This window comes from Kitasatospora sp. NPDC001547, from assembly GCF_042894165.1.
Taxonomy (GTDB): Bacteria; Actinomycetota; Actinomycetes; order Streptomycetales; family Streptomycetaceae; genus Kitasatospora.
This window is the reverse complement of the sequence record NZ_JBIAVL010000014.1, coordinates 69,980-94,941: the sequence shown is the minus strand read 5'-3', so window position 1 is coordinate 94,941 and position 24,962 is coordinate 69,980. Positions and strand designations below refer to the sequence as shown.

The 24,962-nt window shown below is 75.1% G+C and carries 16 protein-coding genes and 2 pseudogenes; 6 read left to right on the top strand and 12 right to left on the bottom strand.

Annotated elements, in window-relative coordinates:
• Window positions 1–194: 194 nt before the first annotated feature.
• Both ACFY0X_RS24660 and ACFY0X_RS24655 read right to left on the bottom strand, forming a co-directional pair.
• On the bottom strand, window positions 195–977 hold the full coding sequence (locus ACFY0X_RS24660) for an ABC transporter ATP-binding protein (protein ID WP_387757575.1): 783 nt from the start codon (window positions 975–977) through the stop codon (window positions 195–197).
• A gap of 26 nt (window positions 978–1,003) precedes the next feature.
• Window positions 1,004–2,023, bottom strand: coding sequence for an ABC transporter substrate-binding protein (locus ACFY0X_RS24655; RefSeq protein ID WP_387757573.1), 1,020 nt, complete (start codon window positions 2,021–2,023; stop codon window positions 1,004–1,006).
• Window positions 2,024–2,140: 117 nt separating this feature from the next.
• On the opposite strand from ACFY0X_RS24655, the gene fhuB reads away from it, so the two are divergent.
• The 5 genes and pseudogenes from fhuB (at window position 2,141) to ACFY0X_RS24630 (ending at window position 6,719) form a co-directional block, all read left to right on the top strand.
• The gene (fhuB, locus tag ACFY0X_RS24650; RefSeq protein WP_387757571.1) at window positions 2,141–4,318 is read left to right on the top strand and encodes a Fe(3+)-hydroxamate ABC transporter permease FhuB; all 2,178 of its coding nucleotides are present in this window, start codon (window positions 2,141–2,143) and stop codon (window positions 4,316–4,318) included.
• Window positions 4,319–4,329: 11 nt separating this feature from the next.
• Window positions 4,330–5,463: pseudogene (gene fes, locus ACFY0X_RS24645) on the top strand (enterochelin esterase); the annotation flags it as partial.
• Window positions 5,464–5,530: 67 nt separating this feature from the next.
• The gene (locus tag ACFY0X_RS24640) at window positions 5,531–6,346 is read left to right on the top strand and encodes a Scr1 family TA system antitoxin-like transcriptional regulator (RefSeq protein ID WP_387757569.1); all 816 of its coding nucleotides are present in this window, start codon (window positions 5,531–5,533) and stop codon (window positions 6,344–6,346) included.
• Window positions 6,343–6,528 carry a DUF397 domain-containing protein gene (locus ACFY0X_RS24635; protein ID WP_387757568.1) on the top strand — a complete coding sequence of 62 codons (186 nt, stop codon included), beginning with the start codon at window positions 6,343–6,345 and terminating at the stop codon, window positions 6,526–6,528. The genes ACFY0X_RS24640 and ACFY0X_RS24635 overlap by 4 nt, the downstream gene beginning before the upstream one ends.
• Window positions 6,525–6,719: a DUF397 domain-containing protein gene (locus ACFY0X_RS24630; RefSeq protein WP_387757567.1), complete on the top strand. Its 195-nt coding sequence runs from the start codon at window positions 6,525–6,527 to the stop codon at window positions 6,717–6,719. Before ACFY0X_RS24635 ends, ACFY0X_RS24630 begins: the two co-directional genes overlap by 4 nt.
• An 87-nt stretch (window positions 6,720–6,806) precedes the next feature.
• Here ACFY0X_RS24630 and ACFY0X_RS24625 read toward each other — a convergent pair whose 3' ends face one another.
• Genes ACFY0X_RS24625 through ACFY0X_RS24615 form a run of 3 tightly spaced genes read right to left on the bottom strand, consistent with a single transcriptional unit; the run spans window position 6,807 to window position 15,699 of the window.
• A complete protein-coding gene (locus ACFY0X_RS24625) occupies window positions 6,807–8,201 on the bottom strand; it encodes a DHA2 family efflux MFS transporter permease subunit (RefSeq protein ID WP_387757566.1) in 1,395 nt (464 codons plus the stop codon).
• The gene (locus tag ACFY0X_RS24620) at window positions 8,198–8,383 is read right to left on the bottom strand and encodes an MbtH family protein (protein ID WP_387757565.1); all 186 of its coding nucleotides are present in this window, start codon (window positions 8,381–8,383) and stop codon (window positions 8,198–8,200) included. Before ACFY0X_RS24620 ends, ACFY0X_RS24625 begins: the two co-directional genes overlap by 4 nt.
• The gene (locus ACFY0X_RS24615; protein WP_387757563.1) at window positions 8,380–15,699 is read right to left on the bottom strand and encodes an amino acid adenylation domain-containing protein; all 7,320 of its coding nucleotides are present in this window, start codon (window positions 15,697–15,699) and stop codon (window positions 8,380–8,382) included. Before ACFY0X_RS24615 ends, ACFY0X_RS24620 begins: the two co-directional genes overlap by 4 nt.
• A gap of 120 nt (window positions 15,700–15,819) precedes the next feature.
• On the opposite strand from ACFY0X_RS24615, the gene ACFY0X_RS24610 reads away from it, so the two are divergent.
• Window positions 15,820–17,052: an amidohydrolase gene (locus ACFY0X_RS24610; protein ID WP_387757562.1), complete on the top strand. Its 1,233-nt coding sequence runs from the start codon at window positions 15,820–15,822 to the stop codon at window positions 17,050–17,052.
• Window positions 17,053–17,189: 137 nt separating this feature from the next.
• On the opposite strand, the gene ACFY0X_RS24605 is transcribed toward ACFY0X_RS24610, so the two are convergent.
• The 7 genes and pseudogenes from ACFY0X_RS24605 to ACFY0X_RS24575 all read right to left on the bottom strand — a co-directional run bounded on the left by ACFY0X_RS24605 (window position 17,190) and on the right by ACFY0X_RS24575 (window position 24,655).
• Window positions 17,190–17,891 (bottom strand): AMP-binding protein, encoded by a 702-nt coding sequence (locus tag ACFY0X_RS24605; protein WP_387757561.1) that lies wholly within the window; start codon window positions 17,889–17,891, stop codon window positions 17,190–17,192.
• Window positions 17,892–18,001: 110 nt separating this feature from the next.
• Complete coding sequence (locus tag ACFY0X_RS24600) at window positions 18,002–18,235, bottom strand: phosphopantetheine-binding protein (protein WP_387757559.1); 234 nt, start codon at window positions 18,233–18,235, stop codon at window positions 18,002–18,004.
• A gap of 170 nt (window positions 18,236–18,405) precedes the next feature.
• Window positions 18,406–19,023 (bottom strand): annotated as a pseudogene (locus ACFY0X_RS24595) (isochorismatase family protein); the annotation flags it as partial.
• A gap of 118 nt (window positions 19,024–19,141) precedes the next feature.
• Window positions 19,142–20,821: a (2,3-dihydroxybenzoyl)adenylate synthase gene (locus ACFY0X_RS24590; protein WP_387757558.1), complete on the bottom strand. Its 1,680-nt coding sequence runs from the start codon at window positions 20,819–20,821 to the stop codon at window positions 19,142–19,144.
• Complete coding sequence (dhbC, locus tag ACFY0X_RS24585) at window positions 20,818–22,029, bottom strand: isochorismate synthase DhbC (protein ID WP_387757777.1); 1,212 nt, start codon at window positions 22,027–22,029, stop codon at window positions 20,818–20,820. The genes ACFY0X_RS24590 and dhbC overlap by 4 nt, the downstream gene beginning before the upstream one ends.
• Window positions 22,030–22,177: 148 nt before the next feature.
• Window positions 22,178–22,993, bottom strand: a complete 816-nt coding sequence (locus tag ACFY0X_RS24580) for a 2,3-dihydro-2,3-dihydroxybenzoate dehydrogenase (protein WP_387757556.1) — start codon at window positions 22,991–22,993, stop codon at window positions 22,178–22,180.
• Between the two features lie 447 nt (window positions 22,994–23,440).
• Window positions 23,441–24,655 (bottom strand): CapA family protein, encoded by a 1,215-nt coding sequence (locus ACFY0X_RS24575; RefSeq protein WP_387757554.1) that lies wholly within the window; start codon window positions 24,653–24,655, stop codon window positions 23,441–23,443.
• Between the last annotated feature and the right edge of the window lie 307 nt (window positions 24,656–24,962).

Sequence of the window (24,962 nt, the reverse complement as noted above, 5' to 3'; positions counted from 1 at the left end):
ATGCAGAGTTCAAACCACTCGAACGGGTGATCGAAGATCGCGGCGGAGAACAGCGACCCGCGCCCGGACAGCAGGGCGGGGCGGCTGCCCCCACGCAGTCGCCCCGCCAGTCCCTCGCCCCGCCGGCCGCCCTGGCGGCCACACCGCCGGCCACACCGCCGGCCGTCCCGCCGGCCGCCCCGCCGGCCGCCCCATCAGCCCAGCGGCGCCCGGGGCACGATCACCGGAGCGCCGTCGCCCGGCGCCGCCAGCACATGGCTGTCGATGTCGTACAGCGCCCGCACCAGCGGCGCGTCCACCACCTCGCGCGGCGGCCCGCAGGCCACCACCGCGCCGTCCCGCAGCGCGACCAGCAGGTCCGCGTAGCGGGCGGCCGCCGCGAGGTCGTGCAGCACCATGACCACCGTCCGCCCGCCCGCCGCGACCCGGCGGACCAGCTCCAGCACCTCCACCGCGTGCCCGAGGTCGAGCGCGCTGGTCGGCTCGTCGAGCAGGACCACCGGGGTGTCCTGGGCGAGCACCATGGCCAGCCAGCAGCGCTGGCGCTGGCCGCCGGAGAGCCGGTCGAGCCGGCGGTCGGCGAGGTCCTCCACGCCGGTGGCGCGCAGGGCCTCGGCGGTCAGCCGCTCGTCCTCCGCCGACCACTGGCGGAAGAGCCCCTGGTGCGGGTGGCGGCCGTAGCGGACCAGCCCGCCGACGGTGACCGCCTCCGGCGCCTGCGGGCTCTGCGGCAGCAGCGCGATCCGGTGGGCGGCCTGGCGCGGGCGCAGCCGCCACACGTCCTCGCCGCCGACCAGCACCCGCCCGCCGTCCGGCCGGTGCAACCGCGCGACGGCCCGCAGCAGGGTGGACTTTCCGCAGCCGTTCGGGCCGACCACGGCGACCACCCGCCCGGCCGGGACGGTCAGGTCGACGCCTCCGAGCACCGGGCGCCCCGGCCCGTAGCCGGCGCTGAGTCCCTCGATCGTCAACTCCATGGCAGCTCCCCCTCGCCGGCGCGCGCTCAGCTGCCGCCGAGCGCCTTGGCGAAGTCGCCGATGACGACGTCGGCGGCGAGCGGGCCGCCACGGGTGGACCAGACCGAGCCGTCCACGGTGACGGTGTGGTTGTTCTTCACCGCGCCCAGGCCCTGGTAGGCGGGCTTGGACTGGACGTCCTTGAGCGCGGCCTTTCCGTCGTCGGTGAGGGTGGACAGGAACAGCCAGTCGCCGTCGATCTCGCCCAGCTTCTCCAGGCTGAGCGCCGGGCTGTGGGCGTTGCCGTCCTTGTCCTGCGCGGCCGGGCGGGTCAGGCCCATGTCCAGGGCGACGCCACTGGCGAACTGCTTCTTCTCCATCCAGCTCGGGCCGGTGGGGTTCCAGCGCACGATGGAGACCGCGGCGCCCTTGTTCGCGGTGAGCTCGCCGCCCGCCTTGGCGGCCTTGGCCTCGTAGTCGCCGATCACCTTGTTGGCCTGGTCGAGCTTGTTGACGGCGTTGCCGATGCCCCGGAAGGCGAGCTTCCAGTCGTCGGTGGGCGCCATGGTGACCAGCGTGGCGGGGGTGATCTCGCGCAGCTGCTTGAGCACCTGCTCGTCCTGCATGTCGCCGGCCAGGATCAGGTCGGGCTTGGCGGCGATCACCTTGTCCATCACGGGCTGGAGCAGGTTGCCGACCACCGGGACGCCCTGCACCTTGTCCTTGAGGTAGGCGGGCGGCTCGGCCAGCCCCTGGCCGTTGGTGATGCCGACGGGCTTGACGCCGAGGGCGAGCACCGCGTCCAGGTCCTCCTGGGTGAGGGTGACGATCCGCTTGGGCTCGGCGGGGACCTCGACGGCCTTGCCGGTGGCGTCCTTGACGGTCCGCTTGCCGCCGTTGCCGCCGCCCGCCGCGTCCGCCGCCGGGGAGGCGGCCGCGGACGAACCCGAGGACGAGGAGCCGGAGGAACCGCAGCCGGTGAGCAGGAGCGCGGCCGCCCCGGTGACGGCCAGCGCCTGGGCCGCACGGCGGCGGACGGGGCTGAGCGGGCGACGGGCGAACGGCATGAGTGCCTCCGGGCAACGGTGGTACGGGAGTTGAGCGGCATCCGGGCAGTTCGGCGGGGCGGGGTGCCCCACGGGTGCCCCTCGGGACGGGCTCGGTCATTAGGTTAGCCTTACCTTATGACATTGTCGCAAGCCGGCGTCCACCCGGCGCCCCCCGCCACCGCGCCGGACTCGCCGCCACCGGGCGGGCGCAGCCGGCGGCCCGAGGGCACCCGCCCCACCTGGCCGGCCGTCACGGCGGCGGTGGTGCTCCTGTTCGCCCTGGCCGCGCTGTCGCTGTCGGTGGGCGCCGGCGAGGTCGGCCCCGGCCGGGTGCTGGACTATCTGCTGAACCGAGACGGCGCCCGCGCCGACGGCCGACTCGCCCTCGTCGTCGGCGACCTGCGGCTGCCGCGCACCCTCACCGCCCTGCTGGTCGGAGCCGCGCTCGGCGTCGCCGGCGCGCAACTGCAGTCCGTCACCCGCAACCCGCTGGCCGAGACCGGCCTGCTCGGCGTCAACGCCGGCGCCTCGCTGGGCGTCGTGCTCGGCATCGCCGTGCTCGGCGTGCAGACCTCCTTCGGCTACCTCGCCTTCGCCTTCGGCGGGGCGGTGCTCGCCAGCACCGTGGTGCTGCTGGTCGCCAGCACCCGGGGCGGCGGCTCACCGATGCGACTGGTGCTCGCCGGCTCCGCCGTCGCGGCGATCTTCCGCGGCCTCACCGACGTGCTGATCGTCAACTCCCCCGAGGCGTACGAGCGGTACCGGGTCTGGGTGCTCGGCTCGCTGGCCGGGGTGGAGGGCTGGACGACGCTGCGCCAGCTCGCCCCGGTGCTCGGCGCCGGATTCCTGCTCGCCGCGCTCACCACCCGGCCGCTCACCGCGCTCGCCCTCGGCGACGACCTCGCCCGCGGCCTCGGCCACCGCCCCGGGGCCACCCGGGCCGCCGTCGCCGTCGCCGTCACCCTGCTGACCGCCTCCGCGGTCGCGCTGGCCGGGCCGGTCGCCTTCCTCGGACTGCTCTCCGGCTTCCTCGCCCGCACCCTCGCCGGCCCCCGGGTCGGCCGACTCACCCTGCTCGCCGCGCTGTTCGGCGCCGCCGTGCTGACCGGCTCGGACGTGCTCGCCCGGGTGGTGGCCCGGCCCTTCGAGGCGCCGGTGTCGGTGATCGTCGCGCTGATCGGAGCCCCGGCCCTGATCGCGATCGTCCGCTCCCGGCGCTCCGCCGCCCTGGCCATGGCCGACCCGCCCGCGTCCGCTCCTCCCCCGCGCCGGGGTGAACCGGCGCCCTCGAAACCCGACTTGACGCTGCGCTACGGCGCGTGGTCGCTGCTGCTGCCGCACCGGGCCCTGCTGGCCTCGCTCGGCCTGGCCGCCGCGCTGCTGGCCGCCGTGGTCGTCTCGGCGCACGCCGGGCAGAGCGAACTCGGCCTCGCCCGCACCTTCCAGGCCGTGTTCGGCTACGGGGACCGGCTGGACGTGCTGCTGGTGCAGAAGTTCCGGCTCGGCCGGATCGTCGCCGGGCTCGCCGCCGGCGCCGCCCTCGGCCTGGCCGGCTGCCTGACCCAGACCCTCGCCCGCAACCGCCTGGCCACCCCCGAACTCCTCGGCGTCAACGACGGCGCGACGGCCGCCGTGCTGATCTCCGCCAGCACCGCGGGCACCTTCGGCGCCTGGTGGGCCGGACCGCTCGGCGCGCTGGTCGCCGTCCTGGTCGTCACCCTGGCCTCCGGCGGGCTCGGCGCGCGCGGCTACCGGGTGCTGGTGGTCGGGCTCGCCATGTCGGCGCTCGCCTCGGCCGTCATCCAGGTCGCGATGGCCCGGCGCTCGCTCAACTCGGCCAGTTCGCTGTACATCTGGACCAACGGAAGCCTCAACGGGCGGGACCTCGCCGTGGCCACGCCCGTGCTGATCGGGCTGGCCGTACTGGTGCCGCTCGCCCTCGTGGTGGCCCGGCGGCTGGCCGTGCTGCGCTTCGACGACAGCGTCGCCTCCGCGCTCGGCGTCGACCCGGGCCGGGTCCGGCTGGCCTGCCTGCTGCTGGCCGTCGCACTGGCCGGGCTGGCGGTCGGCGTCTGCGGGCCGGTCGGCTTCGTGGCGCTGGCCGCACCGGTGATCGCCGGTCGGCTGGCCGGGCCCGCGCGGGTGCCGGTGCTCGGCTCGGCACTGACCGGGGCCCTGCTCGTCGTGCTCGCGGACACCCTGGGACGGGTGCTGTTCGCCGGGGTGGAGATCCCCGTCGGCATCGTCACCACCGTCCTCGGCGGTCCCTTCCTGCTCTGGGTGCTGCTCGGCCGCAAGGGCAGCCCCGCCTAAGCCTTCTTGGAGTCACTGCTGTGGAAACCCCGTTCATCGCCCCCGACCCCGACGACCCCGCCTACCGCCTGGTCACCTTCACCCACCGGGACGCCGACTGCGACGGCGTGCTCGCGCTGCTGCACACCGTCACCGACAAGGACCGCCACGCCGGAGACCTGACACCGCATCTGATGTCCCGCCGGGAGGACGGGACGTGGGCGATCACCTACCGGCTGCGTGCCGACCACCGCGCTTCCTACCAGCTGTACCCGTTCCGGGGCGAGGCCCCCGGCACCACCCGCCCCGACTGGCTGCGGGTCCTCGACCACGCCCGCCCCGACCCGCACGACACCGAGCCCCGGCTGCCGGCCCGCGACGGCCGCCACCCCGCCTCGGTGCTCAGCCTGCCCGACGCACCCGCGCAGCCTTACGTGGCGCGGCGCGACGGGGTGCCGCGCGGGCGGCCGCTCGCCCGCACGGCGGCCGGGCGGCGGGTGGACGTCCACCTTCCGGCCGGGCACCGCCCGGACGGCGGGCCGTACCCGGTCGTGGTACTGCTGGACGGCGAGATGTGGGGCGAGGTGCTGTCCGTCGGCGACACCCTCGACAACCTCACGGCGGACGGCGCGATCCCGCCGACCGTCGCCCTGCTGGTGCACACCATGGGGCCGAAGCGGCCGGACGACCTGAGCTGCAACCCGGCCTTCGTCGACCTCCTCGCCGACCGTCTGCTGCCGTGGGCGGCAACGGAGTTCGGCGCGACGGCCGATCCCGCCGCCAGCGTGATCGCGGGCCAGAGCGCGGGCGGACTGACCGCCGCGTACGCCGCCTACCACCGGCCGGACCGATTCGGCAACGCGCTCTCCCAGTCCGGCTCCTTCTGGTGGCCGGACGAGACCGAGTTCGACGCCGGCAGCGAATGGCTGACCCGCCGCTTCGCCGCCGAGGAGCGCCGCCCGGCCCGGTTCTGGATCGAGGTCGGTCTGCAGGAGTGGATGCTCCTCGCCCAGAACCGCCACCTGCGCGACGTGCTCACCGCCCGCGGCTACGACCTCGCCTACCGCGAGTTCAACGGCGGCCACGACTACGCCTGCTGGCGCGGCGGCCTGGCGGACGGGCTGGCGCACCTGCTGGGGTCACCCGGGGGGATGGTTTCGGGCTGATTCGCATACCTCCGGGCCATCGGGTGTCTAGCGTCGAACTTCGTACCGATCGGTCTGGAGGTCCCCCATGAACGCGTCCTCGCCCGCCACGCCGCCGCCGATGTCGTGGCGGTACTGCGGCAACCAGATCAAACTCTGGCGGACCCGGGCCGGCATCAGCCGTGAGGACCTGGCCACCGAGGCGGGGTACGGCATCGAGAGCCTACGGTCGATGGAGGCGGGGCGACGGAAGCCGTCGATGCACCTGCTGCAGGTGGCGGACGACATGTGCGACGCGAAGGGGATCCTGGCGGCCGGGGCGCAGTTCCTGCAACCTGAGAAGTATCCCCACTTCGCTGAGGACTTCATGCGGTACGAGGCCGTCGCCATTGTCCACAGCTCATACGAGAATCAGCTCATCCCTGGGCTGCTCCAGACCGAGGAAACCGTTCGATCGCTCCTACACGCGCACTGGCCACCTATGGACGACGAGACAGTCGAGGAACGAGTCGCTGCTCGACTTCAGCGACAGGAACTGCTGAAAACCCAGACGAAGTCGTTCAACTTCCTGATCGAAGAGCACGTCCTACGGCACCGGCTCGGGAGCGCCGAGGGACAGCGCCATCAGCTTCTTCACCTGCTCGCCAGTGGCGAGCCGCGCCACATCTCGATTCAGGTGGTCCCGGACACAGGTGCCCATCCGGGCCTCAACGGCCCATTCGTCCTTCTCGAGACACCGGAACATGACCGTCTCGCATATGAGGAAGGCCAAACGCTGGGTCGGCTGTCCTCGGAGCCGGACAAGGTCAACCAGCTCTGCCAACGACATGAAATGATCCTCAGGAAGGCCCTCAGCCCCGAGGCCTCGGCGGAGTTCATCGGCAAGCTCGCGGAGGAACTATGAGCACCGAACCGGCCTGGTTCAAGTCCAGCCACAGCGGCACCGAAGGCGGCAACTGCGTGGAGGTCGCCCATACCCCGGGCACCATCCGCGTCCGGGATTCCAAGGACAAGACCGGCCCCCAACTCACCTTCACGGCAGCAGCCTGGGCCGACTTCATCGGCACGCTCGCGAACGACCAATGAGCACCGAACCGGCCTGGTTCAAGTCCAGCCACAGCAACACCGAGGGCGGCGCCTGCGTGGAGGTCGCCCTCACCACAGGCACCGTCCGCGTCCGGGACTCCAAGGACAAGACCGGCCCCCAACTCACCTTCACGGCGGAAGCCTGGGCCGACTTCGTGAGCTTCGCCCGGGACAAGGGCCCCGGAAGGTAGCCGGGGCATGGTCTCCGGCCCAGTGGACCAGGCGACACGCACAGCGACCCGGCCGGGGTTCCGGCTGGGTCGCTGCCTAGTGGGTGCTCAGTCCTCTGGGGGCGAGCCCGGGGCGTCGGCGGGGAGGCGGGCGGCCAGGAGGGCGCCGGCGGCGACCAGGGCCGCCGTGAGCAGGAGGGCGAGCCGGTAGGGGCCGGCGCCCGTGGAGTCGCCGAGGGCGCCGATCAGCGCCGCGGTGGCGGCGATGCCGAGGGCGCCGCCGAGGGTGCGCAGGATGGTGAACAGGCCCATCGCGCGGCCCATCGCAGGGCCCGGGACGTCGGCGAAGCCGGCGATCTGGACGGCGAGGACGGCGGTGCCCAGGATCAGGCCGACCGCGAACATCAGCACCCGTACCGCCCAAGGGTTCTCCGCGAAGCCCAGGGCGGCCAGGACAGCCGCCGCCAGCAGCAGCGCGGGCAGGGCGAGCCGCCGCGGGCCGAGGCGGGGCAGCAGGCGGTCGACCACCTGGGAGGCCGCCATCAGGCCGATCGCCTCCGGGAAGACGCTCAGCCCGGCGTCCAGGGCGGTGGCGCCGCGCGCCGCCTGGTAGAGCAGCGGCAGCACGAACAGCGCGCCCATCAGCCCGGCCGAGGTCAGCAGGGCGAGCCAGCTCGCCGCGCCGAAGGTCCGGTCGGCCAGCAACCGCAGGTCCACCAGCGGTTCGGCGGCGCGCAGTTGGTGCCGTACGGCGGCGCCCAGCAGGGCCAGGCCGAGCAGTCCGCCGAGGGCCACGCCCGGGGAGGTCCAGCCGTGCGCCGGGCCGAAGCCGAGGGCGTAGGTGAGCAGGCCGAGGCCGGGGGTGGCGAGCAGGAAGCCGGTGGTGTCGAAGCGGCCGGCCGGGGGCTCCTCGGAGCCGCGCAGGCCGACCAGCCCGATGACCACGGCCGCGGCCCCGATCGGCACGTTGACCAGGAACAGCCAGTGCCAGGAGAGGTGTTCGGTGAGGAAGCCGCCGAGCGGCGGCCCGAGGGCGGGCATCAGCGCGGTCGGGACGATCAGGACGCGACCGAGGCCGGCCCGCTCGTGCGGGGCGAAGGCCCGGAACAGCAGGGTCATCCCGACCGGCGTGAGCAGCCCGCCGGCCACCCCCTGGACGGCCCGGGCGGCGGACAGCGCGCCCAGGCCGGGTGCCGCCGCGCAGAGCGCGGAGGCGAGGGTGAAGGCGGCGAGCGAGCCGAGGAAGACCCGCTTGACGCCGTACCGGTCACCGAGCCAGCCGGCCACCGGCAGGCCGAGGGCGAGGCCGACCAGGAAGGCCGTCTCCACCGCGTTGGCCGCCGAGACGGGCCGGCCGAAGTCCTCGGCGATGCTGAACAGCGCCGGATTGACGATGGTCGAGTCCAGGCCGTTCATGCACATCGCGGCCGTGTAGACGACCACCACCGCGGCGCGCCCCGCGAGCAGGGGGCGCGCCGGGGTCTCGACTGCCGGAGGGGTCACAGGGTGGTCCAGTGCGCGCTGATCCACTCCAGGGCGGCCGCTCGCTCGCACGGGCCGTGGGCGACGCTCCAGCCGGCCGGGACGGCGGCGAAGACGGGCCACAGGGAGTGCTGTCCCTCGGCGTTGACGAGCGCGAGGAACTCGCCGTCGGCGTCGAAGGGGTTGGCGGGGGCGTCACTCATCGGTGGTCTTCTCCATCGTCGGTCGCCTTCGGGAGGTCGGCGAGGTGGTCGGCGATCACGCTCGCGATGTGCGCGATCGGGGCGGGCAGGGTCATGTCCTTGTGGGAGCAGGCCACGTCGGTGTTGGCGATCCGGCCGGAGACGTACGGCTCCCAGAGTTCGGGCACCAGGGTGTCGTCGATGGTGTCGACGGTGGCGCGGAAGAACAGCACGTCGCCCTCGAAGCGGCGGTGGTCGTAGCCCCGGACCAGGTGGTTGGTGTTGAGGTAGATCTCGTTCAGCGCGGCCACGGTGGCGTCGTCGAGTCCGGCGAGCGGGCTGCCCTCGCGGCGCAACAGCTCGGTGACGGCGGCGAGTTCGAGCGGCCGGCCGGCCAGGTCGGCCGGCCCGAAGCCGCCCATGGTGAGCAGCGCCTCCAGCGCCTCGGCCCGGTCGGGGACGGGCAGCTCGCGGAAGCCCTCGGCCGGGTAGGCGTCCAGGACGGCGAGCAGCTCGACCTCCTGGCCCAGCTCCTGGAGCCGGACAGCCACCGCGTGCGCGATGATCCCGCCGGTGGACCAGCCGAGCAGCCGGTACGGGCCCTCGGGCTGGACCTCGCGCAGCCGGTCGGCGTAGTGCGCGGCCAGTTCCTCCAGCGATCCCGGCAAGGGGAGGCCGGCGGTGGCGGCGCCGACGCCCTGGGCCTGGAGGCCGTAGATCGGCACCTCGCCGGGCAGGTTGCGGATCAGGCCGGTGTAGCACCAGCTGAGGCCACCGGCCGGGTGGACCGCGAACAGCGGGCGCTGACGGCCGGGGGCGACCGGCCGCAGCGGGAGCAGCACGTCCAGGGCGTCGGTGTCCGGCGCGCCCGCCGCGAGGGCGGCGTCCAGGGCGGCCACGGTGGACGCCTGGAACAGCGCGCCGATGCCGACCTCCAGGCCGAGCACCTCGCGGATCCGCCCGGCGAGGCGCACGACCAGCAGCGAGTGCCCGCCGAGCGCGAAGAAGTCGTCCTCGACGCCGACCGCGGCCACGCCCAGCACCTCGGCGAACAGTTCGCACAGCTGCTGCTCGCGCGGGGTGCGCGGCGGGCGGCCGGCGCCCGTGGCGGGGGCCTCGGGGGCGGGCAGGGCGCGGCGGTCGAGCTTGCCGTTGGCGGTGAGCGGGAGGCGGTCGAGCAGCACCACGGCGGAGGGGACCATGTGGACGGGCAGTCCGGCGGCGGCGTGGGCGCGCAGCTCCTCCGGTTCGGCGGTGCCCACCGCGTAGCCGACCAGCCGCTTGTCCCCCGGCACGTCCTCCCGGACCACCACCGCGGCGTCGGCGACGGCCGGGTGGGCGGCCAGCACGGCCTCGATCTCGCCGAGCTCGATCCGGAAGCCGCGCAGCTTGACCTGCTGGTCGGCGCGGCCGAAGTACTCCAGCACGCCGTCGGTGCGGCGCCGGGCGAGGTCCCCGGAGCGGTACATCCGGGTGCCGCGCTCGCCGAACAGTCCGGCGTACGGGTCGGCGACGAAGCGGGTGGCGGTCAGCTCGGGGCGGCCGAGGTAGCCGCGGGCCAGGCCCGCCCCGGCCACGTACATCTCGCCCGTGACGCCGGGCGGGACGGGCTGGAGGTGCTGGTCGAGGACGTAGACCCGAAGGTCGGGGATGTTGACGCCGATGGTGCTGCTGCTCCCGGCGGCGGCGCTCGCCCGGTCGAGGGCGATGTAGGAGACGTGCACGGTGGTCTCGGTGATGCCGTACATGTTGACCAGGGTGGGCGCGTCCTCGGCGTGCCGGTCGTACCAGTCGTCCAGCCGGGCGAGTTCGAGCGCCTCGCCGCCGAACACCACGTAGCGCAGGGCGAGTTCGTTGCCGGGGCGGTCCCGGTCGGCGGCGCTGAGCTGGTAGAAGGCGGACGGCGTCTGGTTGAGCACGGTGACCCGCTCGCGGGCGAGCAGCTCCAGGAAGGCCGCCGGGTCACGGCTGACCAGGTGCGGGACGACGACCAGCCGGCCGCCGTGCAGCAGGGCGCCCCACAGCTCCCAGACCGAGAAGTCGAAGGCGTAGGAGTGGAACAGCGTCCAGACGTCCTCGGCGCCGAAGCCGAACCAGTGGTCGGTGGCGCCGAACAACCGGACCACGTTGTGGTGGGTGACCGGCACGCCCTTGGGGCGACCGGTGGAGCCGGACGTGTAGATGACGTACGCGGTGTCGTCGGCCCGCAGCGGGCGGGTGCGCTCGTGCTGGGCCAGCGGGGTGGCGGGGAAGGCGGCGGACTCGGGTCCGTCGACGAGCAGTTGCCGCACCTCGTGGGCGGGCAGCCGGGGTGCGGTGACGCGGTCGGTGAGCAGGGCGGCGGGCGCCGCGTCGGCCAGCATGTAGGCGAGGCGGTCGGCCGGGTAGTCGGGGTCGAGCGGCAGGTACGCGGCGCCGGACTTGGCCGCCGCCAGCAGGGCGACGACCAGTTCGAGCGAGCGCGGCAGGGCGAGCGCGACGATGGTGCCGGGGCCGATGCCCTCGGCGGCCAGCAGCCGGGCCAACCGGTCGGCACGGGCGGCGAGTTCGGTGTAGTCGAGCTGCTCGTCGCGGTAACTGACGGCAACGGAGCGCGGGTTCGCGGCGGCGGCCGCCTCGAACAGCTCGGGCAGGGTGGCGCTCGGGGCGGAGCCGGCGGGCGCACTCGGACCGGAGCCGGCGGGGGCGCCGTTCCACTCCACCAGGGCGCGCTGCCGCTCCTCCTCGCTGATCAGCGGCAGTCGGCCGATCGGGGTGTCCGGAGCACTCGCGGCGGCGGTCAGCAACCTGGTCAGGCGCTCCCCGAGAGCAGCCACCGTCGCGGCGTCGAAGAGGTCGGTGCGGTACTCCAGGAAGCCGCCGATGCCGCCGCCGGGCAGTTCACCGGCGTTGAGGGTGAGGTCGAACTTGGCGGTGCCGCTGGGGATCGCGGCGATCTCGGCGGTGAGGCCGCCGCCCAGGGCGATCGGCTCGTCCGGTCGGCTCTGCCAGGCGAGCATGACCTGGAAGAGCGGGTGGCGGGCGAGCGAGCGGGCCGGATTGAGCTCCTCGACCAGGCGGTCGAAGGGCAGTTCACCGTGCTCGTGCGCGGCGAGCACGGTGCGCCGGACGCGGGCCAGCAGGTCGCGGAAGGTCGGGTCGCCGGAGGTGTCGGTGCGCAGCACCACCGAGTTGACGAAGTAGCCGACCAGCGCGGCGGTCTCCTCGTCCTCGCGGCCGGCCACCGGGGTGCCGACCGGGATGTCGGTGCCGGCGCCGTGCCGGGTGAGCAGCGCGGCGAGCCCGGCCTGGACGGCCATGAAGACGGTGCTGTCGGCAGCCCGGGCGAGCCCGGCCAGGGCGGCGTGCGCCTCGGCGCCGAGCGCGAAGGGCACGGTGGCGCCCCGGTGGCCGGCGACGGCCGGGCGGGGGCGGTCGAGGGGCAGTTCCAGCTGGTCGGGCAGTCCGGCGAGTGCGGTACGCCAGTGCTCGGTCAGCCGGGCGGCGAGCGGGCTGGGGGCGTCGGCGGTGCCGAGCCGCTCCCGTTGCCAGGCCGCGTGGTCGGCGAACTGAAGGGCGAGATCCGGCAGTTCGGGTTCCTGTCCGGCGGTCCGAGCGGTGTAGGCGGCGGCCAGGTCCCGCAGCAGCGGGGTGGTGGAGGCGCCGTCGCTCGCGATGTGGTGGAGCAGCAGGAGCAGGGTGTGCCGCTCGGGGCCTTCGGCGAACAGCGTGGCGCGCAGCGGCGGTTCGGCGGCCAGGTCGAAGGCGTACCGGACGGCCTCCGCCAACTCGGCGTCCCCGTCGTGCAGTTCGATGGGCGACGGGGGCAGGATGCGCTGGTACGGCGTGCCGTCCGACTCCTCCCCGTAGACGGTGCGCAGGACTTCGTGGCGGGCGACGAGGTCACCGAGGGCGAAGGTGAGCGCGTGCCGGTCGAGCGGACCGGTGAGGGTGAGCGCCAGCGGGATGTTGTAGGTGGGGCTGGGGCCTTCGAGGCGGTGCAGGAACCAGAGGCCGCGCTGGGCGGGCGAGAGCGGCATCCGTTCGGCACGCGGCACCGGGACGGGACGGCGCTCGTCCTCCATGCCCGCGCCCGCGCCCGCGACGGGAGCCTCACCGAGCAGCGCGGCGAGGCCGGCCGGGGTCGGCTGCCGGAACACGTCGGCGAAGCCGACCGGCACGGCGAAGGTGTCGCGCAGCCGGGTGGCCAGGCGGCCGGCGAGCAGCGAGTGGCCGCCGAGGTCGAAGAAGGAGGCGTCCCGGCCGGGTGCCCGCGGCAGGCCGAGGACCTCGGCGAAAAGGCCGCAGACCAGCTCCTCCCGGGGCGTGGCCGCAGCGGCGCCTTCGGTCGCGGCGGCGGCCGGCTCGGGCAGGGCGCGGTGGTCGAGCTTGTCGTGGGCGGTGCGCGGCAGTTCGTCCAGCAGCAGGACGGCCGCCGGGACCATGTGCGCGGGCAGCCGGGCGGCCAGCGCGGCGCGCAGCCCGTCCGGGTCGGGCGTGCTGCCGCTCTCCGGGACGGCGTAGCCGAGCAGCCGCTTGCCCTGCGGGCCGGGGCGGGCGATCACCACGGCCTGAGCAACGCCGGGCAGTTCGGCGAGGACGGCGGCGATCTCCCCGGGCTCGATCCGGAAGCCGCGGATCTTCACCTGGTCGTCGGCTCGGCCGAGGAACTCCAGGGTTCCGTCGGGGCGGCGCCGGGCGAGGTCGCCGGTGCGGTACATCCGGGCACCGGGCGGGCCGAACGGGTCGGCGAGGAAGCGCTCGGCGGTGAGGTCGGGGCGGCCGAGGTAGCCGCGGGCCAGGCAGGCGCCGGCCACGTACAGCTCGCCGGTGACGCCGTCGGGCGCGGGGCGCAGCGAGCCGTCCAGGACGTAGGCGCGGGAGCCGCGCACCACCCGGCCGCGCGGGGCGCCGTCCGGGCCCGGGGTCCAGGCGTAGGCGTCGACGGTGGTCTCGGTCGGGCCGTAGAGGTCGACCGGGTGCAGGCCGGGGACGGCGGTCAGGCGCTGCCAGAGGGCGGGCGGGGTGGCCTCGCCGCCGACCACGAGGACGGACGGGCGGTGCCGGCCCTCGTCCAGGACGCCTTCGGCGAGCAGGACTTCGAGGTAGGAGGGGGTGAGGTCGAGGTAGTCGATGCGCTCGCGGTCGAGGTGGGCGGCGAGCGCGGCCGGGTCGCGGTAGGTCGCGTCGTCCAGCAGGTGGAGCTCGTGGCCGTGGACCATCCAGAGCACCGGGTCCCAGGAGGCGTCGAAGGCGAAGGAGGCGCTGTGGGCGACCCGCAGCCGGTCCCGGCCGGTGCGGCGCACCGCGGGGGCGATGTGGTCCTCGCCGAGGCCCGCGTACAGGTTGGCCAGCGAGGCGTGGGTGACCACCACGCCCTTGGGGCGACCGGTGGAGCCCGAGGTGTGCAACACGTAGGCGGGCTGGCCCGGTTGCGGGGCGGGCGGGGCGGCCTGGGGCTCGCCCCCGCCCCGGGCCTCGTCCGGCCGGACGGTCGGCAGGCCGGCGGGCAGGTCGAGCCCGGCGAGGGAGTCGGCGGTGCCGATCGCGCAGACCGGGCGGGCGTCGGCCAGCACGGCGGCGAGGCGCTGCGCGGGATGGGCGAGGTCGAGGGAGACGCAGGCGCCGCCCGCCTTGAGCACGGCGAGCATCGCGACCAGGGTGTCGGTGCCGCGCGGCAGGGCGATGGCGACCGGCGCGCCGGCCCGGACGCCGAGGGCGGTCAGCCGTTGGGCGAGCCGGTTGGCGGCGGTGTCGAGCTGCCGGTAGGTCAGTGCGGCCGTGCCGGAGCGGACGGCGACGGCGTCCGGGGTGCGGGCGGCCCGGGCGGCGAACAGCTCGGGAACGGTCCGCTCGACCGCGGGCTCGGTACGGCCTTCGGTGGCGCGGCGCAGGCCCTCGGGGTCGAGCAGGTCGATCCGGGCGATCGGCGCCTGCGGGTCGGTGAGCAACTGGTCGGCGAGGGCGTCGAGGTAGCGCAGCAGCCCGTCGCGGTGGGCGGCCAGCGCGGCGGCGCCGTAGCGGGCCGGGTCGGCGTCGATGACCAGGCGCAGCGCACCGTCCGGCCCGGGTGAGACGTTCAGGGCGAGGTCGTCGACCGGGCCGGCGGCGAGGTTGCGGACGGTGCCGGGCAGGCCGGCCAGGTCGAGGTCGCTCTCGAAGGCCTTGATGTTGACCATCGGGCCGAACAGGGCGCGGCGGTCGCCGGTGCGGGCGAGGTCGCGGCGCAGGTCCTCCAGCGGGTAGCGCTGGTGGCGGCGGACGGCGCGCAGCTCGCGGACCACGGCGCGCAGCAGGGCCTCCGCGCTGTCGGCGGGACGGACGGCGAAGCGCAGCGGGAGCACGTTGGCGGCGGCGACGGGGGTGCGCAGGGCGGCCGGTCCGCGGCGGTTGGCGAGCGGCAGGCCGAGGACGACGTCCCGGGTGCCGGCCAGGCGGTGCAGGTAGCCGGCCGCGGCGGCGAGGAGCAGCTCGGCCCAGGTGGCGCGGACGGCTCCGGCGGCGCGCTCCAGGCGGTCGCGGGTGCCGGCGGGCAGGTCGGCGGTGAGGCGGATCGACGCGCCGGAGGCGGCGTTGGTGGCGCCGGGGGTGCCGGGAGCGCCGGGGGTGCCGTTGTCGCCGGGGGTGCCGGTGGCGCCGTTGTCGCTGTTGTCGATGCCGCCTCCCTGGTCGCCGGTGGTGGGCTCGGCGGTGCCCGGGAGGGTCGCCGGGGTGTCGGCGTCGGCCATCCGGGCGGACCAGTGGGCGCGGTCGGCCTCGTACTCCGCGCTCTCCCGGTAGGCAGCCTCCTCGGCGGCGGCCTCGGCGAGTCCGGCGAAGGGGCTCGGGGCCGGTTCGGCCCCGGTGGTGCGGGCGGTGTAGAGGGCGGCGACCCGCTCGCCGAGGAGGGTCAACGCGTAGGCGTCGACGGCGAGGTGGTGGATACGGCGGTACCAGACCCGGCGGTCCTCGGTGAGCCGGATGAGCGCGTGGGTGAACAGCGGGCCCTCGGCGAGGTCGGCCGGGCGGGCGAGGTCGGCGCGCATCCAGACCTCGGCCTCGGCGGCCGGGTCGGCGGCGGCGCGCAGGTCGAGGCGGTGCAGCGGCCAGTGCCGGCCGGGGAGCAGCCGCTGACGGGGCGTGCCGTCCGGGCCGGTGACGACGACGGCGTTCAGCGCCTGCGCCTCGTCCACCGCCTGCCGCAGCGCCTGCTCGAACCGGTCCTCGTCGAGCGGGCCGGTGATCTCGACGGCGTCGCCGGTGTTGTAGACCGGGCTCGCGGGGTCGAGGGCCTGGGCGTACCAGATGGCGGCCTGGGCGGCGAGCAGGGGGATGTCGGCGGTCTGGCTGTCGGCGATCTGGGTTTCGACGGCAGGCATGGGGTGGAGAGCTCCTCGGGGATCCGGAACGCCTTACTTAGGTTAGCCTAATCTAACTTCATATGATCTGGTCAACGGCCCCTTACGGCCGGGCCCCTGACAATCCGGAGACGCCGCCCAATGCCCCAGACCGAGCCCCCGACCGCTCCGCCCGCGATCGTTCCTCCCACCACGCTTCCCGCCTCGCGTGCCACCACGCCTCCCGCCGAGACCAAGCAGGCCGTGCGCGACCGCGTCCACGCACACCGGGCCGAGCTCCTCGCGCTCAGCCGCCGCATTCACGCCCACCCGGAGACCGCCTTCGAGGAGCACCGCGCGGCCGCCTGGTGCGCCGAACTGCTGCGCCAACACGGCTACTCGGTGACCGCGCCCGCCCACGGCCTGGCCACCGCCTTCGACGCGCGCCTCGGCAGCGGACCGGTCACCGTCGCGCTGGTCTGCGAGTACGACGCGCTGCCCGGGCTCGGCCACGCCTGCGGGCACAACCTGATCGCCGCCGCCGGGATCGGCGCGGCGCTCGGGCTCGCCCCGTTCGCGGACCGGCTCGGGCTCACCGTACGGGTGATCGGCGCGCCGGCCGAGGAACGGGGGGCGGGCAAGGCGCTGTTGCTGGAGGCCGGGGCCTTCGACGGGGTGGACGCCGCGATGATGGTCCACCCCTGCCCCGTCGAGGTCGCCGACTTCCGCTCCTTCGCGCTCGGCACGCTGTCCGTCCGCTACACCGGGCGCGCCGCCCACCCCAGCCTCGACCCGCACCGGGGGCGCAACGCCGCCGACGCGCTCACCGTCGCCCAGGTCGCGATCGGCCTGCTGCGCCAGCAACTCCCGCCGCAGTGGCGGGTGCACGGCATCACCACGGCGGCCGGGACGGCGCCGAACCTGATCCCGGACGCCGCGAGCGCCGAGTACGAGATCCGGGCCTCGGCGGCCGAGGACCTCGCCGAACTGCGCTCCCGGGTCGAGGACTGCTTCCGCGCCGGGGCGCTCGCCACCGGCTGCGAGGTGGAGCTGACCAGGCCCGAGCCGGACTACCTGGACATGCGCTCCGACCCCCGGCTGCTGGCACTGTGGCGGGCCAACGCCACGGCCATCGGCCGGCCGGAGCCGATCGAGAGCGGGCCCTTCGCCTGTACGGACATGGGGAACGTGTCGCACGCGGTGCCGTCGATCCATCCGGTGCTGGACATCACGGGCGGCGCCTGCGCCCCGCACGAGGCGGCGTTCGCCGAGGCGGCGCTGGGCGCGGAGGCGGAGCGGGCGGTGCTGGACGGCGCGGTGGCGATGGCATGGACGGCGGCGGACCTGGCGACCGGTGCAGCGACGGCCGGTGCCGCGACCGCCGGGGCGTGCTGAGCCCCGGGGTGCGCTGACCGACAGGGAGCGCCGACCGACGGGGGACAGCGACAGGGAACAGCGAACAGAAGTCAGCGGACAGGATTCAGCGAACAGAGTTCAGAAGACAGATGATGAAATCTGTTCGCTGAACTCTGTCAGCCGCCGAGCAGCACCCCTGGCGCCACCCGCACCGCCGTCACGCCCGACTCCCGTACCAGCGTTCCGAGCTCGCCCTCCTGCCACGGGTCGGCGAGCACCACCGCGGCGCCCGTCCGCAACGGCCACAGGTACTCCCAGAGGGGCAGACCCAGGTGCAGCACCCGGTCGCCCGGCCCGAGCGGGTGGGCCGCCTGGAGCTCGCGCACCCGGCGGTCCGCCTCCCCGTGGGTGAGCCGGACGGCGGTCGGGCGCCCGCCCGGGCCGTACCCGACGCAGAGCAGGTGCTGCGGGGTGAGCGCCCGGGGCGGGTCGGTGGGCAGTTCACCGTCCGCCTCCAGCCCGGCCAGCGCCCCCGGCACCCCCTCCCCCAGCACGCAGACCGGGGCGTTCTCCGCGAGCAGCCGCTCCCGCCGGCCGGGCGTGTCCGCCGGATCCAGCGGCAGGTACGCCGCGCCGGACTTCACCACCGCCAGCAGCGCCGTCAACAGTTCCGCCGGACGCCGGAGTCCCGCCAAACCGACCACCGCGCCCGGGCGGGCGCCACGGGCGGCCAGGGCGCGCGCCAGTCGGTTGGCCGAGGCGTTCAACTCCCGGTAGTCGACGGTCTCCCCGTCCGCGAGCACCAGCGCCGGCGCGTCCGGCGTCCGCGCCGCCTGCGCCTCGACCGGCCCCACCACGGTGGTCGCCGGGTACCGCACCGCACGACGGGGCGGCGAAGGCAGCTCCGGGACGGAAAGCACCGAGGACACCGCGGGCGGTTCCACGCCCCGGAACGCCTCCCGGACCGCCTCGCCCACCCCCGCCGCCATCACGCCGCGCCCAGCAGCTCGGCCCAGGCCTCGATCGCCGGGCGCTCCGCGAGCTGGACGAACGCCACCTCGGCGCCCGCCTCCTGCCAGCGCGCGGCGAGGGTCATCAGCCGGATGGAGTCCAGGCCCCAGTCGACCAGGTTCTCGTCCAGCGGGATCTCCGCCGGGTCCTCGCCGAGCAGGTCGGCGACCTCGGCCCGGATCCGCTCCACCGTGAAGCCCACGCCCGTCACTTGCCGCCCACCCCTTCGAGTTCCACGTTCTCCGAAACGCCCGCGGCGTCCGCGACATCCGCGACATCCACGACATCCACGACATCTGCGACGCCCGTGCCGCTCGCGACATCCGAGGCGGCCGCGACGCCCGAGGCGGCCGGCCGCGCGGCCGCACCCAGCGCCCCGAGCACGGTCTCCGCCGTGCCGACCATGCCGCAGCGCCCGGCCACCCAGGCCAGCGCGCCGTGGTGCTCGGCAGGGCCGAAGTCGGCGACCGCGTCGGCCACCACGAAGGCCTGGACGTCCTGCATCCAGGCGTCGCAGGCGGTGGCCTGCACCCCGATGTGCGCGTACACGCCGGTGATCACCAGCTGGTCCCGCCCCTGCTCGCGCAGCAGCTGCTCCAACCCGGTGCGCACGAAGGCGCTGTACTTCCACTTGGTGAGCACGGTGTCACCCGGCGCCGGGGCGACGGCCTCGGCGATCGCGGTGGCCCGCGGGTCGTCCGGGATGCCCGGGCCCCAGAAGTCCTGCTGCAGTCCGCGCTCGGCCGGGCTCTGCCCGCCGAGCTGCGCCGAGTACACCACGGGCACGCCCGCGGCGCGCGCGGCCGCCGCCAACGCCGCGACGTTGCCCAGGAGTTCGGGCACCGGCGCGGCCTCGGGGTCGAAGGCGCCCAGGAAGTGGTTCTGCAGGTCGTGCACCAGCAGGACGGCGCGCGCCGGGTCCACCGTCCAGGAGACCCGGTTGGCGGGCAGCTCCTCGGCGGCGGGCATGGGATAGCGGGGAATGCGGGGCAGGCCCACGGTGGTGTTCCTTAACTCGATGGCGTGGTGGCGGGATCGGCGGGCAGTCGGCGGCCGGCGGGTCGGCGGTCCAGCGGTCAGCGGTCAGCGGTCCAGCGGACGGCGGTCCGGCGCGCGGTCACCGGGTGGTCAGCGAGGCCGCGATCGCGGCGCGCAGGTCCTTCTTGCTGACCTTCCCGATCCCGGTCGCGGGGAAGGCGGCGACGAACTCGACCCGGTCCGGCACCTTGTACTCGGCGAGCCCGCGCTGCCGCACGAACCGCTTCAACTCGACGCCCTTCGGCGGCTGTTCGCGGTGCTCGGCGCGCAGCACCACGTAGGCGCAGGTGCGCTCGCCCAGGTACGGGTCGGGCATCGACACCACCGCCGCGTCGTGCACCGCGGGGTGCGCGAGGAGGTGGTTCTCGATCTCCTCGGCGGCGACCTTCTCGCCGCCCCGGTTGATCTGGTCCTTGGCCCGCCCCTCGACCACCAGGTGGCCGGTCGGGGTGCGCCGGACCAGGTCCCCGGTGCGGTAGAACCCGTCCGCCGTGAAGGAGGCGGCGTTGTGCTCGGGGGCGTTCCAGTAGCCGCGGATGGTGTACGGGCCGCGGGTGAGCAGGTGGCCGGTGGAGCCGTCGGGCAGGTCCCGGTCCTGGTCGTCCACCACCCGGACCTCGTCGTCCGGCGAGATCGGCCGGCCCTGGGTGGTGGTGATCAACTCCTCCGGGTCGTCCAGCCGGGTGTAGTTGACCAGTCCCTCGGCCATCCCGAACACCTGCTGGAGCGTGCAGCCCAGCACCGGTCGCACCCTCCGGGCCGCCTCCTCGCTGAACTTGGCACCACCGACCAGCAGCACCTCCAGGCTCTGGTACCCGCGGACGCCGCGCTCGGCGGCGTCCAGCCAGAGCAGGGCGAGCGGGGGCACCAGCCCGGTGATGGTCACGCCCTCGCGCTCGATCAGCGGGAAGGCCGTCTCCGGGGCGGGCTGCGGGCAGAGCACCACCCGGCCGCCGGCGTACAGCGTGCCGAGCGAACCCGGCGAGCTGAGCGGGAAGTTGTGGGCGGCGGGCAGCACGCACAGGTACACGCTGTCCGCGTCCTGCCCGCACAGCTCGACCGATCCGCGCAGCGAGTAGATGTAGTCGTCGTGGGTGCGCGGGATCAGCTTCGGCACGCCGGTGCTGCCGCCGGAGAGCTGGAGGAAGGCGACGTCCCCGGGCGCGGGCTCCCCGCCGAAGGCCTCCGGGCCGGGCCCGTCACAGGGCACGTCCGCGAGCCGGACGTGCTCGCCCGGGTCCTCGCCGGCCACCAGCACCAGTCGCAGCGCGGGGTTCTCCGCCCGTACCCGGGTGGCGAGTTCACGGTAGTCGTAGCCGCCCTCGACGGCCGGCGCCACGTAGGCGGCGGCCCCGGTGAAGGAGCAGAAGTACCCGATCTCGGCGTACCGGTGCGCGGGCAGCGCGAAGACCGGCAGCGCGCCGATCCGGAACAGCGCGAAGACGACCTCGAAGAACTCGGCGGCATTGGGAAGTTGGACGACCACCCGGTCCCCGGCCCGGATGCCCCGGGCGAGCAGTCCGGCGGCCATCCGGTCGGCCCGGCGGTCGAGTTCGGCGTACGTCCAGCGCCGCTCCGCGGCCGCCACCGAGTGGCCGCCCGGGTCGACGACGGCGGTCCGTCCGCCGTGCGCGGCGGCGCGCTCGCGCAGCATCCGCCCGAAGGTCTCGCCGCGCCAGTACCCGGCGGCCCGGTAGCGCTCGGCGAACTCCGCGGGGTACGGGGTGAACCCGGCGAGAACGGTCTCCAGCGGCGTCACCGGGCCACCCCCGCGGCGTCCAGGAAGGTTCGGAACTTGGCGCTGGTCTCGGCGAGTTCGGCCTCCGGCCGGGACCGCTCGACCACGCCGGCACCGGCGTACACCCGCAGCGTCCGCCCCTCCGCCTCGGCGCAGCGGATGGTGACCACCCACTCGCCGTCGCCGGTCGCGTCCTGCCAGCCGACCATGCCGGTGTAGAGGCCGCGGTCGAAGGGCTCGACCTCGCCGATCACCCGGCGCGCGACGTCCGTCGGCGTGCCGCAGACCGCCGGGGTGGGGTGCAGCGCGCAGGCCAGTTCCAGGGCGGAGAGCGCCGGGTCGGCCAGCTCGCCGCGGATCGTGGTGGCCAGGTGCCACATCGCGGCCGTCCGTACCAGGGTGGGCCGTTCGGGCACCTCCAGGGTGCGGCAGTACGGCGCCAGCGCCTCGCGGATGGCGTCCACCACGACGGCGTGCTCGTGCAGGTCCTTGGGCGACTCCAGCAGCGCGGCGGCGCGCCGGACGTCCTCGCCGAGGTCCTCGCTGCGCGGCACCGAGCCGGCCAGCGGGTTGGCCAGCACGGCCGAACCCCGTCGGGAGAGCAGGAGTTCGGGGCTGGCGCCGATCAGGGTGCGGCCGCCACCGGACGGCACGGCGAAGGTGTAGCCACCCGGGTCGCGCCGGGCCAGCCGCTGCAGGATGGCGGGCAGGTCGAGCGGCTCGGCGGAGGTCAGCTCCAGCGTCCTGGCCAGCACGACCTTGCTCAACTCCCCGCCGCGCAGCCGCTCGACGGCCGCCGCGACGCCGGCGCCGTACGCCTCCGGTGCGGGCACCGGGCTGATCCGCCAGTCGGTCCGCTCGGCCCGCGGGGCGGGCAGGGCGATCAGCGGGTCGTCGCGCAGCGCCCCGGCGGTGCGCACCCGAGTGGGGACGGCGAGTTCGACCCGGCTGTCCCGGTCGAACGCCACCGCGCCGACCACCAGGGGCAGTTCGACACCGTCCCGGCCCGCCCGGGCCAGCGTCTCGGCGACCCTCACCGGCAGCGGCCGGCCGTCCTGCGGCACCCGGGCGTGCGTGCCGGAGCCGAGCAGGGTACGGGTCGGCGAGGCGAAGAACGCCTCGTCGGAGCCGGCCCGGTACTGGCCGAGCAGTCCGCTGGCCGCGCCGATCACGGCGTGGTCCGGGCCCTCGGCGAGGGCGGTCGCCGGGGCGTCGGGCCCGGCGGGTATCGGCCCGGCAGGGGCGTGGTGCACCGTGGTCACGGCGGTTTCTCCAGTCTGGGACGGTTCTACGGGAGGACGAGGAGGAACGGGGGGACGAGGAAGAACGGGGGCGGCGCGAAGAGCGGCCCGAGGGCGGGGCACCGCCCGGCACCGCTCAGGCGCGCAGGGTCGCGCCGCCGTCGACGTACAGGTCGTGCATGGTGATGTGCCGCGCCCGTTCGGAGGCCAGGAACACCACGGCCTCCGCGATGTCGGAGGGCGCGGCGATCCGCCCGAGCGGGATGCCGACCCGCCAGGCCCCCAAGTCGCCGTCGATCACGCGGCGTTCGGCCGCCTCGGCGTCCTCGCCCCACAGCGCGCGCTGCATCTCGGTGTCGGTCGAGCCGGGTGACACCACGTTGCAGCGCACCCCGGACCGGGCGAGCTCCAGCCCCAGGCAGCGGGTGAACATGGTGGCCGCCGCCTTGGACGCCGCGTAGGCGGCCATCCCGGCCCGCGGCACCCCGGCGGCGTTGGACCCGACCGTGACGATCGCGCCGCGCCCGCGTTCGGCCATCCGCCGGCCGACGGCACGGCTGACGCGGAAGACGCCGGTGGTGTTGACGGCGAAGGTGTCCGCCCAGTCCTCGTCGGTGAGTTCGACGACCGGGGCGGTGCGCAGGATGCCCGCGACGTTGACCAGTGTGCCGATCGGGCCGAGTTGGCCCTCGATCAACTCCACCGTGCCGTCCACGGCCTGGGCGTCGGCGACGTCCAGCACGTACGGACGCACGGCCGGCAGCTCGGCCACCAGGGCGTCGAGCCCACCGGGATTGCGGTCCACCGCCGCGACGACGGCGCCTTCGGCCACCAGCGCCCGCACGACGGCCGCGCCGATGCCCTGCCCGGCCCCGGTGACCATCGCGACGGCACCGGAAAATTCGGACTGCTGCTGCACAGGACATCCCCTCCGACCAGCAAGATTAGGCAAGCCTAACCTAACACAGCTGTTCGTCCACGCCGATAGTCTGTGCGAACGTCAACTCGCTCCAGGGCACCTCCGGACCCTTCGGGGGGCATGCGGCGCCGGAACCGCGCCCGGACACGACGAAGCCGCCCGACCCCGGGCGGGGCGGGCGGCCTCGGTGTCCTGCGGTGCTGTCCGAGAGGCTTCCTGACGGTGTACGGCCCCGCGCGGATCGAGGCGGAGCCGGTCAGGGGCCTGGGTGGCCGCACCGGCCGTCCGGACCGGCCGGGGACGGGCAGGGCCGGGCAGGGCCGGGCAGGGCAGGGCCGGGCGGTGGAGGAAGAGGTCGAGGATCGGCAGGGCCGCCGGTCTCCACCGGCTCGACGCGGCAGAAGCCCGGTGCCACCGGGGAGTTGAGCTCGCGGACGGTCCAGCGGCCGTACGGCTCGGGAACTCCGCGAACTCCGGGCCCTAGCGCGGCGCGGCGGGGGCCGTCGAGGCCTTCGCGGGCGCGGCCGGCGACTTGGCCGGAGGCGTGGAAGCGGAAGTGGCGGGGGCAGACGCGCCGGGGGCCGGGGAGAGGCCGGTGCAGCCGCGCAGGCCGTCGCGGCGCCTGAGGGCGGCCTCGGCGGTGGCGCCGGTGACCGGCTCCGGGATGCCCTTGTCGTCGATGGTGGCCGGGGTGAAGGCCTCGCCGGTCACCTTGCCGTCGGCGGTGAGGGTGAGGGTGGTGACGCCGGTCTCGTTGGAGTTGGCGTAGTTGGAGGTGCCGTACCAGAGGAAGTTTCCGAAGCCGTACCCGACGTAGGTGTCGCCGAGCATGCCCGAGCCGACCATGGTGTGCGCGTGGGTGCCGACCACCGCGGTGGCCCCGGCGGCGGCGAGCTTCCTGGCGATGGTGGTCTGCGGTCCGGTCGGGCAGGCCTTGCCCTCGTCGCCCCAGTGCAGGTAGACGAGCACCACCGGCGCCTGCTGCTTGGCCGTCTCCACCGCCTTGACCAGCGCCGGGACGTCCAGCGCCGAGGCGATGCCGGGCTTGTTGGCGCCGGCCCGCCACTTCTGGTTGGTGAGGTCCTCGACCTGGCTGGCGGCGACCACCGCGACCTTCACCCCGCGCACGGTGGTGACGTACGGGGCGTACGCCTCCTTGGCGTTGCGCCCGAAGCCGACCACCGGGATCGGCGAGGAGTCCTTGGCGGCGAGGGTGTCGGCGAGGCCGTCGGCCCCGAAGTCCACGGCGTGGTTGTTGGCCATCGAGACGACGTCGACGCCCGAGTCCTTGAGCACCGACAGCGCCTTGGGCGAGGTGCGGAAGGTGTACGTCTTCGGCTCCGGGGCGCCGCGCCCGGTGATCGCGGTCTCCAGGTTGAGGACGGACAGGTCGGCGTCGGCGAGGGTGCGGGAGATCGGGCCGAGCGCCTGCTCGGGCGGCTGGACGGCCAGCCGGGCCTCGGTGCGGCCCTCGAAGTGGACGTCCCCGGCGAAGGCGACGGTGATGGTGCCGTCGGGCCTGGGCGGGGCGCTCTTGCCCGGGGCCGCACCGGAGGGCGAGCCGTCCGGCACGGCGGAGGTGCTCGGCGGGACGGGGGCCGCGGAGGCCGGTGCCGGTGCCGGGTCGTCCGGCCCGCAGGCCGCGACGGCGGTCATTCCGACGAACAGCGCGACGGCGGCCGCGGCACGGCGCATGAGTGGATCCCCCCGAGGATGATGCAAGAGCGGTCAGCCTACGCCACCGAATCACCACCATCCGGACCCGAGCCCACAACATTCCGGCCACAAAAGGGCACTACGGGCCCCGGTCAGGACAGGACACCGATCGGGCCCGGCCCGGACGTTGCCCCCGGCCAGGCCCCCGACCGGCCGTTCCCCCGGGCGGCACCCCTGGCCCGCCCGGCCCAATCGCCCCGCCCGACCCGGCCACCGCGTCCCTGGCGCGGAGGCGGGCGGGGCGCGCAGCGTGGTGTACAGGGGACGAGCCCCGTGCCGAAGGCCG

Coding starts and splice junctions, on each gene's coding strand:
- ACFY0X_RS24655 (WP_387757573.1), bottom strand. CDS start 2,023: ATGCCGTTCGCCCGTCGCCCGCTCAGCCCCGTCCGCCGCCGTGCGGCC.
- ACFY0X_RS24640 (WP_387757569.1), top strand. CDS start 5,531: ATGAACGCGTCCTCGCCCGCCACGCCGCCGCCGATGTCGTGGCGGTAC.
- ACFY0X_RS24660 (WP_387757575.1), bottom strand. CDS start 977: ATGGAGTTGACGATCGAGGGACTCAGCGCCGGCTACGGGCCGGGGCGC.
- ACFY0X_RS24615 (WP_387757563.1), bottom strand. CDS start 15,699: ATGCCTGCCGTCGAAACCCAGATCGCCGACAGCCAGACCGCCGACATC.
- ACFY0X_RS24620 (WP_387757565.1), bottom strand. CDS start 8,383: ATGAGTGACGCCCCCGCCAACCCCTTCGACGCCGACGGCGAGTTCCTC.
- ACFY0X_RS24610 (WP_387757562.1), top strand. CDS start 15,820: ATGCCCCAGACCGAGCCCCCGACCGCTCCGCCCGCGATCGTTCCTCCC.
- ACFY0X_RS24635 (WP_387757568.1), top strand. CDS start 6,343: ATGAGCACCGAACCGGCCTGGTTCAAGTCCAGCCACAGCGGCACCGAA.
- ACFY0X_RS24630 (WP_387757567.1), top strand. CDS start 6,525: ATGAGCACCGAACCGGCCTGGTTCAAGTCCAGCCACAGCAACACCGAG.
- fhuB (WP_387757571.1), top strand. CDS start 2,141: ATGACATTGTCGCAAGCCGGCGTCCACCCGGCGCCCCCCGCCACCGCG.
- ACFY0X_RS24575 (WP_387757554.1), bottom strand. CDS start 24,655: ATGCGCCGTGCCGCGGCCGCCGTCGCGCTGTTCGTCGGAATGACCGCC.